The sequence below is a fragment of the Pseudomonas sp. DR208 genome, assembly GCF_019823005.1.
GTDB lineage: Bacteria > Pseudomonadota > Gammaproteobacteria > Pseudomonadales > Pseudomonadaceae > Aquipseudomonas > Aquipseudomonas extremorientalis.
Genome location: NZ_CP081944.1, coordinates 3,014,330 through 3,027,556 on the forward strand (window position 1 = coordinate 3,014,330; position 13,227 = coordinate 3,027,556).

7 protein-coding genes are annotated in these 13,227 nt (G+C 63.7%); 5 read left to right on the forward strand and 2 right to left on the reverse strand.

Annotated features, from left to right (window positions below; translation table 11 throughout):
* The 4 genes from K5K89_RS13825 (at position 1) to uvrA (ending at position 8,818) form a co-directional block, all read left to right on the forward strand.
* Positions 1-1,413: a Y-family DNA polymerase gene (locus tag K5K89_RS13825; protein ID WP_222541624.1), complete on the forward strand. Its 1,413-nt coding sequence runs from the start codon at positions 1-3 to the stop codon at positions 1,411-1,413.
* Entirely contained in the window at positions 1,389-4,481 is a 3,093-nt protein-coding gene (locus K5K89_RS13830) for an error-prone DNA polymerase (protein ID WP_222541625.1), read from the forward strand. Before K5K89_RS13825 ends, K5K89_RS13830 begins: the two co-directional genes overlap by 25 nt.
* Before the next feature lie 108 nt (positions 4,482-4,589).
* Positions 4,590-6,302 carry an ATP-binding protein gene (locus tag K5K89_RS13835; protein ID WP_222541626.1) on the forward strand — a complete coding sequence of 571 codons (1,713 nt, stop codon included), beginning with the start codon at positions 4,590-4,592 and terminating at the stop codon, positions 6,300-6,302.
* Positions 6,299-8,818 (forward strand): excinuclease ABC subunit UvrA, encoded by a 2,520-nt coding sequence (gene uvrA / locus K5K89_RS13840; protein ID WP_071488024.1) that lies wholly within the window; start codon positions 6,299-6,301, stop codon positions 8,816-8,818. Before K5K89_RS13835 ends, uvrA begins: the two co-directional genes overlap by 4 nt.
* A 67-nt stretch (positions 8,819-8,885) precedes the next feature.
* On the opposite strand, the gene tkt is transcribed toward uvrA, so the two are convergent.
* Complete coding sequence (tkt, locus tag K5K89_RS13845; RefSeq protein ID WP_222541627.1) at positions 8,886-10,949, reverse strand: transketolase; 2,064 nt, start codon at positions 10,947-10,949, stop codon at positions 8,886-8,888.
* Between the two features lie 175 nt (positions 10,950-11,124).
* On the opposite strand from tkt, the gene K5K89_RS13850 reads away from it, so the two are divergent.
* A complete protein-coding gene (locus K5K89_RS13850; protein ID WP_071488022.1) occupies positions 11,125-11,349 on the forward strand; it encodes a DUF465 domain-containing protein in 225 nt (74 codons plus the stop codon).
* A gap of 252 nt (positions 11,350-11,601) precedes the next feature.
* Here the strand turns inward: K5K89_RS13850 and K5K89_RS13855 are convergent, their stop codons facing one another.
* Positions 11,602-12,978 carry a VOC family protein gene (locus K5K89_RS13855; RefSeq protein WP_222541628.1) on the reverse strand — a complete coding sequence of 459 codons (1,377 nt, stop codon included), beginning with the start codon at positions 12,976-12,978 and terminating at the stop codon, positions 11,602-11,604.
* Positions 12,979-13,227 lie beyond the last annotated feature (249 nt).

The window sequence follows — 13,227 nt, forward strand, 5'->3', positions numbered from 1 at the left end:
ATGCGCTGGGTGTGTATTGTCTTCCCGCAATTGGCGCTGGACGGGGTGCAGCGTGTGCACCCCGAACCGGACCAGCCCTTGGCCCTGCTGGCCGGCACGCCACAGCGGCGCGTGCTGCAAACCGTCAATGACGCCGCCCGCGCCCTGGGCCTGCGCCCCGGTCAATCCCTGACGGCGGCGCATGCCCTGACCAAAACCTTTGCCAGCGTCGAATACGACCCCGCCGAGATCGAGCGCCATCAACAGTTCCTGGCTGCCTGGGCCTACCAGTTCAGTTCCCAGGTCAGCCTGTATTACCCGCGTGCCTTGTTGTTCGAGATTGAATCGAGCCTGGGCCTGTTCGGGCCGTGGCCGCGGTTCGAAGCACGCTTACGCAAAGAATTGACCGAACTGGGTTTTCGTCACCGCATCGTCGCTGCGCCCAACCCGGCCGCGGCGCGGGTGCTGGCGAATTTCTACGATGGTTTGGCGGTGCAGGATCACGGCTTGCTACAGGCCCTGGCGCCGCTGCCCATCGATCGCGCCGGCCTCGACCCGCAGGCCGCCACGGCGTTGTCGCGCATGGGCCTGCGCCGCCTGGCCCAGGTGCAGGCGCTGCCTCGGCACACCTTGGCGCGGCGCTTTGATGCTGGACTGCTCAAGCACCTGGATGCATTGAGCGGGCAGCGGCCATTGGCCTTGGCGTTCTATCAGCCTCCGGACCGATTCGACGTGCGCATCGAGCTGAATTTCGACGTGCAGTCCCATCAGGCGCTGCTGTTTCCTTTGCGACGCCTGACGGGCGATCTGTCGGCCTTCCTGTGTGGCCGCGACAGTGGCGTGCAGCGCTTTGACTTGCACCTGGAACACGCCCAGGCGCCGGACACGGTGATCAAGGTTGGCCTGCTCAGCGCCGAGCGCGAACCGGCGATGCTGTTTGAATTGGCCCGGGGTCGCCTGGAGCAGGTACAGGTCACCTCACCGGTACGCGGTTTCCGCCTGGTCGCCCAGGATTTGCCGGTGTTCGTGCCGCAGCGCCAGGACCTGTTCGACGACCGCCCGCAGCAGACCTTGCCGTGGGAACAATTGCGCGAACGCCTGCGCGCCCGTCTCGGCGATGAGGCCGTGCAGGGCTTGCGCTTCCACGCCGACCATCGCCCCGAATGCGCCTGGCAAGCGGCGAGCGACAAAAACCTCTGCCCGACCTTGCACAGGGTGCAACGCCCCGGTTGGTTGCTGAGCGAACCTACGCTATTGGCCGAACACGGCGTGAATATCCTCATGGGGCCGGAACGCATCGAGTCGGGCTGGTGGGACGGCGCCGATATCCGCCGCGACTACTACCTGATCCAGACCCGCGCCGGCCAGCAAGGCTGGGCCTTTCGTAACGTCGGGCAAAGCGATGGGTTGTGGCTGCAAGGCTGGTTTGCATGAATTACGCCGAGCTGCACTGCCTGTCCAACTTCAGCTTCCAGCGCGGTGCGTCGAGTGCGCTGGAGCTGTTCGAACGGGCCAAGCGCCAAGGCTACAGCGCCCTGGCGATCACTGACGAATGCACCCTGGCGGGCATCGTGCGGGCCTGGCAGGCGGCGAAGGCGGTGGAATTGCCGCTGATAATCGGCAGCGAGATGCGCATCGAGAACGGCCCGAAACTGGTACTGCTGGTGGAAGACCTCAGCGGTTACCAGCACCTGTGCCGCTTGATCACCGTGGCCCGGCGGCGCGCGGAAAAGGGTCGCTATCGCCTGTTGCAGGAGGACTTCGAGCAACCGCTGCCCGGCCTGCTGGCACTGTGGGTTGCCGAGGACGGCGACACCCAGGCCTCGATCCAGTGGCTGCGCCGCACCTTCGCCGGGCGCCTGTGGCTGGCGGTGCACCTGCACTGCGGCCAGGACGATGCGCGCCACCTGGAGCAACGCCTGAACCTGGCCGCCAGCCTGCACATCCCGGCGGTGGCCTGTGGCGATGTGCACATGCATGCGCGTGGCCGCCGTGCCCTGCAAGACACCATGACCGCCATCCGTCATCACGTGCCAGTGGCCGAAGCCGGCACGCGCCTGCACCCCAATGGCGAGCGGCACCTGCGCAGCCTCGATGCCCTGGCCGCGCTGTACCCGCAAGCCCTGCTCGATGAAACCCAGGCGATTGCCCGGCGTTGCACCTTCGACCTCAGCCAGTTGCGCTATCACTACCCGCGTGAACTGGTGCCCAGCGGCCACGACGCCGAATCCTGGCTACGCGCCGTGACAGAAGCGGGCATCGCCCAACGCTGGCCGCAGGGTGTCGACGCCAAGACCTTGCAGCAGATCCATGACGAACTGACGCTCATCAGCGAGCTGGGCTACGAAAGCTATTTCCTCACGGTGCATGACATTGTGCAGTTCGCCCGCAGCCGTTCGATCCTGTGCCAGGGCCGCGGCTCGGCGGCCAACTCGGCGGTGTGTTTTGCCTTGGGCATCACCGAGATCGACCCGAGCCTGACGAGCCTGTTGTTCGAGCGCTTTCTGTCCAGGGAGCGCAACGAGCCGCCGGACATCGACGTGGACTTCGAACATGAGCGCCGCGAAGAAGTGCTGCAGTATGTGTTCCAGCGCTACGGCCGCACCCGCGCGGCGCTGACGGCGGTGGTCAGCAGTTACCACGCCGCTGGCGCGGTACGCGATGTGGCCAAGGCCCTCGGGCTGCCGCCGGACCAGATCAACGCCCTGGCCGACTGCTGTGGGCGCTGGAGCGACGATGCCCCGCCGCTGGAGCGCCTGCGCGAAGGCGGCTTCGATCCCGACAGCCCGCTGTTGCGCCGGGTGCTCACGCTCACCCAGCAATTGATCGGCTTCCCTCGGCACCTGTCCCAGCACCCTGGCGGCTTCGTGATTTCCGAATACCCGCTGGACACCCTGGTGCCGGTGGAAAACGCCGCCATGGCCGAGCGCACCATCATCCAGTGGGACAAGGACGACCTCGACGCGGTGGGCTTGCTCAAGGTAGATATCCTGGCCTTGGGCATGCTCAGTGCGATCCGGCGTTGCTTCGACTTGCTGCGTCGTCACCGCAACCGCGACCTGGCCTTGGCGACGCTCCCCAAGGAAGACCCGGCCACCTACGCGATGATCAGCAAGGCCGACACCATCGGCGTGTTCCAGATCGAATCGCGGGCGCAGATGTCGATGTTGCCAAGGCTCAGGCCGCAGAAATTCTATGACCTGGTGATCGAGGTGGCCATCGTGCGACCGGGGCCGATCCAGGGCGGCATGGTGCACCCGTACCTGCGGCGGCGGAACAAGGAAGAACCCGAAACCTATCCTTCGCCGGAGCTTAAAACCGTTCTGGAACGCACCCTGGGCATTCCGCTGTTCCAGGAGCAAGTGATGCAGATCGCCATGGTCGCCGCCGACTACAGCCCCGGCGAGGCAGACCAGTTGCGCCGCTCCATGGCCGCCTGGAAACGCCACGGCGGCCTGGAGCCGCACCAGCAGCGCCTGCGCACCGGCATGCTGAAAAACGGTTACACCGAAGCCTTTGCCGCGCAGATCTTCGAGCAGATCAAAGGCTTTGGCAGCTATGGCTTCCCCGAGTCCCACGCGGCCAGTTTCGCCTTGCTGACCTACGCCAGTTGCTGGCTCAAGTGCCATGAACCGGCGGCGTTTGCCTGTGCGCTGATCAACAGTTGGCCCATGGGCTTCTACAGCCCGGACCAGATCCTGCAGGATGCACGGCGCCATCGCTTGCAGATCCGGCCGGTGGATGTGCAGGCCAGCGATTGGGATTGCAGCCTGGAGCCCATCGATGGTGCACAACCGGCGATTCGCATGGGCTTGCGCATGATCTCCGGGTTTCGCGAAGAAGATGGGCGGCGCATCGAAGCCGCGCGCCTGCGTCGAGCGTTCAGCGACATTGCCGACCTGGACGAGCGCGCCGGGCTGGATGCACGTGCCCAGGCCTTGTTGGCGGATGCCGGAGCCTTGCGCGCCCTGGCTGACAACCGCCACACGGCGCGCTGGGCGGTGGCCGGCGTGCACAAGCAACTGGGGCTGTTTGCCGGCCTGCCGAGCCCGGATGAGGCGGCGGTCGAGTTGCCGGCACCGACCGTGGGTGAAGACCTGCAGGCTGACTATGCCACTGTGGGCACGACCCTGGGGCCGCACCCTCTGGCGTTGCTGCGGGATGAATTGCGCAAGCGCCGCTGTCGCAGCTCCCATGAACTGATGACGGTGGAGCACGGCCGTAATGTCTGCGTCGCGGGGCTGGTGACCGGTCGACAGCGCCCGGGGACTGCCAGCGGTGTGACCTTTGTCACCCTGGAAGATGAATTCGGCAACCTCAATGTGGTGGTCTGGCGTGACTTGGCCGAGCGTCAACGCCAGGCGCTGGTGGGCTCGCGGCTGTTGAAGGTGGACGGGCGCTGGGAAGCGGTGGGCGAGGTGCGGCACTTGATCGCCGGGCGCCTGACCGACCTGACGCCCTTGTTGGAAGGGATCAATGTGCGCAGTCGGGATTTTCACTGAGTCCCGTGGTTTCTGCTGTAATCACTTCTGATGCAGATGAGGTGAAACCATCCGGGTTTGCAGCGCTCCAAAACTTGCCGATGTTCTCTTAGCGCACAGAGCCAACCGATGCAATTCTTATCCAACCCCCACGGCTGCGAAGGCTGGGCCGGTGAAATGGCCCAGCGGATCCGCGCATTCGATTGGTCGGGCACCGACCTGGGCCCCATTGACCGCTGGTCCACCAGCCTGGCGTGTACCGTACAGATGATGCTGGCTTCGCCTGTGCCGATGGTGATGTTGTGGGGACGCCTGGGGCACATGATCTATAACGACAGCTACTCGGCCTTTGCCGGTGGCCGTCACCCCTACCTGCTGGGCACACCGGTGGAACTCGGCTGGCCGGAAGTGGCCGACTTCAATCGGCATGTGATGGACACCTGCCTGGCCGGCGGCACCCTGTCATTCAACAACAAGGACCTGGTGCTGTTGCGCAACGGCCAGCCTGAAACCGTGTGGCTGGACCTCTACTACAGTCCGGTGGCCGGCGACGATCAACAACCGGCCGGCGTGCTGGCGATTGTGGTGGAGACCACCGAACTGGTGAAGTCCGAACAGGTGCGCCAGGAACTCACGCACAACCTCGAACAACGGGTGGCCGCCGAGGTGCAGGCGCGCTCCGCGGCCGAGGACCAGTTGCGCCAGTCGCAGAAACTCGAAGCCATTGGCGGCCTCACCGGCGGCGTGGCCCACGACTTCAATAACCTGCTGCAAGTGATCGCCGGCAACCTGCACCTGCTGGCCCGCCAGGAGCCGGACAACGCCCAGGTGCAGCGGCGTGTCACGGCCGCCATTGCGGCGGTGGAGCGTGGGGCCAAGCTGTCCTCGCAACTGCTGGCGTTCGCCCGGCGCCAACCGCTGTCGCCGGCGGTGTACAACCCGCAACGCATTTACGCGGGGCTTGGCGAGTTGCTGCAACGGGCGTTGGGCGAAACCATCCATGTCGACGTGCAGATGCCCCAGGATGCCTGGTTTATCAATGTCGACCGCAACCAACTGGAGAACGCGCTGCTCAACCTGGCGATCAATGCCCGCGACGCCATGAAGGGCGAAGGCGTGATCCGCATCTCCGGCGAAAATATCATCCTCAATCCGGCCGATTGCGCGGGTAAAAGCATCAAGCCCGGCGAGTATGTGCGCCTGGAGGTGGCCGATACCGGCGTCGGCATGTCCGAGAGCACCCTCAAGCGTGCCTTTGAACCCTTCTTCACCACCAAGCGTGAAGGCCATGGCACCGGCCTGGGCCTGAGCATGGTGTTCGGCTTTGTGCGCCAGAGTGGCGGGCATGTGGAAATGTGGAGCGAGGAGGGCAAGGGCTCGGTGGTGCAGATGTATTTCCCCCACAGCCTGGAACCGGAAAGCCTCGATGTGCATATGGACCAGGTGCAGCACAGCGGCGGACAGGAAACCATCCTGGTGGTCGAGGACAATGAAGGTGTGCGCCTGACTGTCGTGGAGCTGCTCGAACAGTCCGGCTACACCGTACTTACCGCCGAAGACGGTGACCAGGCCATGTCGAAACTGCAGGCAGGCTCGCCACCGGACCTGATCTTCACCGATGTGGTCATGCCCGGCCGCGTCAAAAGCACCGACCTGGCCGACTGGGCCCGCCAGCAGACGCCTGCGGTGCCGGTGCTGTTCACCTCCGGCCACACCCGTGACATTCTCTCCAGCAATCACTTGCTGAGCCCCGATATTCATCTGCTGAGCAAACCCTACAGCCCCGAAGCGCTGACGCAACGGGTGCGCAGCGTGCTCACCGCCCGACAAGGTTGTCCATGACTTCAACGCGCAATATTCCCTCTATCACTGCCCAACCCTCGGGCTTTGTCCGCGTGCGCGGCGCCCGCGAACACAACCTGCGCAACGTCGATGTGGATATCCCCCGCGATGCCCTGGTGGTGTTCACCGGGGTGTCGGGTTCCGGCAAATCGTCCCTGGCGTTTTCCACGGTGTATGCCGAGGCCCAGCGTCGCTATTTCGAGTCGGTGGCGCCCTATGCACGGCGGTTGATCGACCAGGTCGGCGTGCCGGACGTGGACAGCATCGAAGGCCTGCCGCCTGCCGTGGCCCTGCAACAGCAGCGCGGCACGCCGAGTGCGCGCTCGTCGGTGGGCAGCGTGACCACGTTGTCGAGTTTGATCCGCATGCTGTACTCCCGCGCCGGCAGTTATCCGAAGGGGCAGGCGATGCTGTACGCCGAAGACTTTTCGCCGAACCTGCCCCAGGGCGCGTGCCCGCAGTGCCATGGCCTGGGGCGTGTGTATGAAGTGACCGAGGCGCTGATGGTGCCCGATCCTTCCCTGACCATTCGCCAGCGTGCGGTGGCGTCCTGGCCGTTGGCGTGGCAGGGGCAGAACCAGCGGGACATCCTGGTGACCCTGGGCTATGACGTGGACATCCCCTGGCGCGACCTGCCGAAAAAGCAGCGCGACTGGATCCTGTTTACCGAAGAGACCCCCACCGTCCCGGTGTACGCCGGCTTCACCCCGGAACAGACCCGCGATGCGTTGAAGCGCAAACTGGAGCCGAGCTACCAGGGCACCTTCATCGGCGCACGGCGCTACATCCTGCACACGTTCACCCATACCCAGAGTGCGCTGATGAAAAAGCGCGTGTCGCAGTTCATGCAGGGCAGCGCCTGCCCGCTGTGCGACGGCAAGCGGCTGACCCAGGCGGCGCTGTCGGTGAAGTTTGCCGGGGTGGACATCGGCGAGTTGTCGCAACTGTCGTTGACGCAGTTGGCCGAGTTGCTGCGACCGGTGGCGGCGGGGCAGGACAAGATGAAGCTGTCGGTGGAGAAACGCCTGGCCGCGCAGCGCATCGCCCAGGACTTGCTGGAGCGGGTCAGTACCTTGACCGAACTGGGCCTGGGTTACCTGTCCCTGGAGCGCAGCACGCCGACCTTGTCGTCCGGCGAGTTGCAGCGACTGCGCCTGGCAACGCAATTGGGTTCGCAGTTGTTCGGCGTGATTTACGTGTTGGACGAACCTTCGGCGGGCCTGCACCCGGCGGACGGCGAGGCATTGTTCACCGCCCTTGACCGCTTGAAGGCGGCCGGCAATTCATTATTTGTGGTGGAGCATGACCTGGAAACCATGCGCCGCGCCGACTGGCTGATCGACGTCGGCCCGGCGGCCGGTGAACAGGGCGGGCAGGTGCTGTACAGCGGCCCGCCGGCGGGGCTGGCGCAGGTGGCGGCGTCGCAGACCCGTGAGTACCTGTTCGCGGAAAAGCGCGTGTCGACTCAGGTGCGCCGTGAAGCCACCGGCTGGCTGCAACTGGAAGGTGTGACGCGCAATAATCTCAAGGGCCTTGACGTGGATTTCCCATTGGGCTGCTTCACGGCGGTCACCGGGATTTCTGGCTCGGGCAAGTCCAGCCTGGTCAGCCAGGCACTGCTGGAGCTGGTGGGCGCCGGCCTTGGGCGTGTGATGGAAAACGACGAAGAACCAAGCCTGGAAGACGACGCCCCGCAAACCAGCGGGGGCCACATCCGCGCCGGGCTGGAGCATATCCGCCGCCTGGTGCAGGTCGATCAGAAACCCATCGGCCGCACGCCACGCTCCAACCTGGCGACCTACACCGGGCTGTTTGACAACGTGCGCAAGCTGTTCGCGGCCACTCCGGCGGCGAAGAAACGGCAGTACGATGCCGGGCAGTTCTCCTTCAATGTCGCCAAGGGCCGTTGCCCGAACTGTGAAGGCGAGGGTTTTGTCAGCGTTGAACTGCTGTTCATGCCCAGCGTGTATGCGCCATGCCCGACCTGCCACGGCGCACGCTACAACCCCGAGACCCTGGCGATCAAATGGCAAGGCTTGAGCATCGCCGACGTGCTCGGGCTGACAGTGGAACAGGCGGTGGAGGTATTTGCCGAGCAGCCTGGGGTGTTGCGTTCGTTGCAGGTGCTGCGGGATATCGGCCTGGGCTACCTGCGCCTGGGGCAACCGGCGACCGAGTTGTCCGGTGGTGAAGCACAACGCATCAAACTGGCGACCGAGCTGCAACGCAATGCGCGGGGCGCCACCCTGTATGTGCTGGATGAACCCACCACCGGGTTGCATCCACGGGATGTGGACCGCCTGCTCAACCAGTTGAACCAGCTGGTGGACGCGGGGCATACAGTGGTCGTGGTGGAGCATGAAATGCGCGTGGTGGCGCAGAGTGACTGGGTGATCGATATCGGGCCGGGGGCGGGGGATATGGGCGGGAAGGTGGTGGCCAGTGGTACGCCGCAGAAGGTTGCCAAAAGCAAGGCCAGCCGGACTGCGCCATTCCTGACCAAAGAACTGAACTGAAAGCGGATGAGGATTTAATGTGGGAGGGGCAATGCGACCGTTCGACTTGCCCCTCCCACCTTTCTAATCACTGTTGAGTCAGTTGGATCTGTGCTTTCGCCTGCTTCACAACATTCTCAACCGTAAACCCGAACTGCTCCTGCAACTGGGCCAACGGCGCCGACGCACCAAAGCTGTTCATCACCACCTTGGCGCCGGTCTGCCCCACATACCGGTCCCAGCCGAGGGGGCCTGCCTGCTCCACGACGACCCGAGCTTTCACCGCCGGCGGCAACACGCTGTCGCGGTACGTCTGGTCCTGGTCCTCGAACAACTCCCAGCTAGGCATGGACACTACCTGCGTGGCAATCCCTTCGTCTTTCAACTGCTCATACGCCGCCACCGCCAGGCTGACTTCGCTGCCTGTGGCCAGCAGAATTACCTGGGGCGCATCTGCACCCGCCAGCACGTAAGCGCCCTTGGCGGCCCCGGATGCCGCCGCGTACCGCGTACGATCCAGCGTCGGCAGCGGTTGACGCGACAGCACCACGCAACTTGGCCGATGGGTCTGTGCCAGCGCCACCTTCCACAGCTCGCGGGTTTCATTCGCGTCACCGGGGCGCAAGGTCAGCAGCCCCGGCGTTGCGCGCAACTGGGTCAGATGCTCGATCGGCTGGTGCGTTGGCCCATCTTCACCCACGCCAATCGAATCATGGGTAAACACGAACACCACCGGCAGTTCCATGATTGCCGCCAGGCGGATCGGTGGCTTCATGTAGTCGCTGAACACCAGAAAGGTCGAGGTGTACGGCCGCAGGTAGGACAATGCCATGCCATTGGCGATGGCGCCCATGGCATGTTCACGAATGCCGAAGTGCAGGTTGCGCCCGCTGTAGTCCTCGGCGCTGAAACGCCCGGCGCCGTCGAAGGTGAGGTTGGTCTTGGTCGACGGTGACAGGTCGGCCGAGCCGCCCAGCAGCCAGGGGATCTGTTCGGCAAACGCATTCAGCACCTTGCCGCCGGCGGCACGACTGGCGATGCCCTTGGCGTCGGTATCGAAATCCGGTAGGTGTTTCTGCCAGTGCTCCGGCATTTCCCCGGCACGCATGCGCCTCAATTCATCGGCCAATTCCGGTTCGTACTGTTCCAGCTGGGACAGGTGCTCGCTCCACTTTTCATACAGCGGCTCGCTGCGCTCAAGCAAAACATCACGCAATTGCGTGCGCACCTCATCGGGAACCAGGAAGCTGGAATCCTCGGGCCAGCCATAGGCTGCCTTGGTCAGGCGAATTTCCTCTTCGCCCAGGGGCTCGCCATGGGCGGCGGCCGTGTTGTGTTTGTGCGGGGAGCCGTAGCCGATCACGCTGTCGACCACAATCAGGGTAGGCGCGCCGCGGTTGCAATGGAACGCCTCCAAGGCATTGCTCAGGGCTTGCAAGTCGTTGGCATCGGTCACATGCAGGGTGTGCCACCCATACGCCTGGAAGCGCTTGATCACATCTTCGCTGAACGCCAGCTCAGTGTGGCCTTCGATGCTGATCGTGTTGTTGTCATAGATCCAGCACAGCTTGTCCAGTTTCAAATGCCCGGCCATGGACGCCGCTTCGCCGCTGATGCCCTCCATCATGTCGCCGTCGCCGCACAGGGTGTAGACGTTGTAGTCGAACAGGGTTTTTTCTTCGCGGTTGAAGCGCTTGGCCAGCCAACGCTCGGCCATCGCCATGCCGACGCTGTTGGCACAGCCCTGGCCGAGCGGGCCGGTAGTGGTCTCCACCCCAGTGGTCATGCGGTATTCGGGGTGGCCGGGGGTTTTGGAGCCTGCTTGGCGAAACTGCTTGATATCGTCCAGGCTGACAGCGGCCTGGCCGGTGCGCTTGCCGTCGGCATCCAGTTCCACCACACCGGCCAGGTGCAGCAGCGAATACAGCAACATCGAGGCATGGCCAACGGACAGCACAAACCGATCACGGCTGGGCCAGTCGGGATGTTGCGGGTGATAACGCAGGAAACGACTCCACAGCGTATAACCCACCGGCGCCAGGCCCATGGGCGTGCCCGGATGGCCGGAATTGGCCTTTTGCACGGCATCCATGGCCAGGGTGCGGAGGGTGTTGATGCATTGGGTGTCGACAGCGGTGGCAGCGTGCGTCATGAAACCGTTCTCCCTCGGGTGGCTATCTAGAGTGGAGGGCAGGGCGAGGCAAAGGTTTGATCCAAACGCCCGCGCCGCGACGAACGGGGCTGTATTGACCCTGAACATGACAAGACCCCTCGCAATGGTCTAGCTTCTAGGGCGTAAGCCATTGATCAACATGCGGAGGTACGCCATGCCAGTGAAACACGACCTGTATCAGGACTTGGGGTTGAGCAAGGAAGTCGTTCACGAACGCAGGGCGAGCGACAAACGCCTGGACTCGCTGCTCACGCAGTACGACGACGCTGACAAAGAGGTGCTGAAGGCGGAGTCGGCAAGTGCCAGCGACGAGGATGTGGAGAAGCTGAAGAAGAAACGCTTGTTGATCAAAGATGAGATTGTGGTGAAGTTGGGCTGATCACGATCGAGCCTCCTGTAGGAGCGAGCTTGCTCGCGAAAAACGCCAACGATGACGCCGGCGCCCTGAGTGGACGCGGCGTTCTCGGGTTCTTCGCGACCAAGCTTGCTCCTACAGAGTTATGGACATATTTGTTCAGAATTGTCCGGGGGACAGGTGACTCTTCACTGCCTATGATGCCCACCTCCTACCCGGCTCTGGGGACTGTTGCAGCGCAAGGATTGCGCTGGTGAGCCGGGTGGGTACTTCAGTTCATGCCAGCAGCGCCTGGGTGCATTCATCGATGGAGCGCTGCTGCGTCTCGCCATACAGTTTCAATTCATCAATCGTTCGCTGGCCCAGTGCCTGTTCGAACTCGGCCTGGTTCGAGTTGGCTGCGTAGTGACTCTGCGCCGCATCCCCCAGGTTCGACTGGAAAATCCCTGCCGCGCTCACCGGCAGAAAATCTTCATACACCAACGGTTCCACGTCGATGTGGCCGGCGGCGATCAGTGCCTCCAGGGTGCGTGGTTGATCGGCGCTGCCGCGTGCCGCCAGGCCTTGCTCGGTGGGGAAGTAGCGGTAGTAGGCCAGGCCCTGCTCGCGCATCTGGGCATGGTTGTCCGGGAAGGCCTGGAAGTGTTGTTCCATCAATTCGACATAGCGTGCAGCGTTGCCCTCGTTGGGGAAGGCGCCCAGTGCGTCGCGGGCGGCGTTCAGCAGTTGGTCGTAGAGCGCGCGGCCTTTGGGCGTCAACGCCACGCCGCGTTGTTCGATTTCGCCGAAGCGTGCGCTGTGGCTGCCTTGGGCGTCGGTGAAGGCGATGGGTTCATCCAGGGCCTTGAAGCTGGTCTGACGCAGCAGGATCGGGCAGTGGCGGCGCGGCGGGCCTTCGATCACGGCCTTGGGGGTGATGCCTTTGCCGGGCATGGCGGCCTGGACCTGGTCGATGTCCAGGGTGCGCGGTGTCAGGTGGTTGATGTGCGGGCCCTTGAAAGCGACCACGTCGGCGATCAGGCGGTGCTGGTCGCTCAGTTGCTGGTACTGCGCGCCGGTGACGGTGGCGGTGTGATGCCAGCGGAAGGTTTCCAGGGCCTGGCGGATGAATTCGTCGGCATCCTGGGCGTTGAGTCCGCCCTGGTTTTCGGCTTTTTCAATCAGTGCCAGGGCGCCGGAGGTGAAGATCGAACGCTTGGCCAGGGCGGTTTCGGCGAAGGCGCGCAGGTCGGGGTTTTCGATCAGTTCCAGGCGCAGCAATGAGGTGAACACGCGAAACGGGCTGGTCTGCAACGCCTGTTCATGCACGGCGCGAAACGCGGTGGAGTGTACGGGCACGCCAGCCGGGGTCAGGTCGTAGTAGCCCACCGGCTGCATGCCCATCACCGCGAACAGGCGGCGGATGGTGGCCAGCTCGGTGGCGGTGCCCAGGCGGATCGCGCCGTGGCGTTCCATGTCCAGGCGCTGGATTTCGCCGGTGCGTTGCAGCTGTTGCGCCAGCAGCGGTTGGGTGTCGAGCACGTGCGCATTGATCTCGGCCACCAGCTCCATCAGCGCGCCATACAACGGAACTTCATCTCGGTACATGTCGGACATGGCCTTGGAAAAGCCCTTGCGGATCTCGTCGGGGCTGACCTGTGCGGTGCTGTGCATAGAAAAATTCCTGATGGCGGGGGCGCGGATAGTGGCCTTTTGCTGGATTTTGTTGAGCGCAACGTCGCCTTGCAAACGAAGATTCTTCAGGACTTCATTCTGCAAATGAATGAGATGACGTGAAGATGACAAAAAACGGCCCGTGTGAAATTTCATTTTCGGGCGTTTTTCCTAACTAATTCTTCACGAAGTCCGCCCCGGCCGGCGTGAAAGAATCGTCACGTTTGCAAGGATGAAAACGCGGTTATG

What these genes read in the sequence shown, in the direction of transcription:
- K5K89_RS13825 (WP_222541624.1), top strand. Translation starts at nt 1, where the DNA reads ATGCGCTGGGTGTGTATTGTCTTCCCGCAATTGGCGCTGGACGGGGTG.
- K5K89_RS13835 (WP_222541626.1), top strand. Translation starts at nt 4,590, where the DNA reads ATGCAATTCTTATCCAACCCCCACGGCTGCGAAGGCTGGGCCGGTGAA.
- uvrA (WP_071488024.1), top strand. Translation starts at nt 6,299, where the DNA reads ATGACTTCAACGCGCAATATTCCCTCTATCACTGCCCAACCCTCGGGC.
- tkt (WP_222541627.1), bottom strand. Translation starts at nt 10,949, where the DNA reads ATGACGCACGCTGCCACCGCTGTCGACACCCAATGCATCAACACCCTC.
- K5K89_RS13850 (WP_071488022.1), top strand. Translation starts at nt 11,125, where the DNA reads ATGCCAGTGAAACACGACCTGTATCAGGACTTGGGGTTGAGCAAGGAA.
- K5K89_RS13855 (WP_222541628.1), bottom strand. Translation starts at nt 12,978, where the DNA reads ATGCACAGCACCGCACAGGTCAGCCCCGACGAGATCCGCAAGGGCTTT.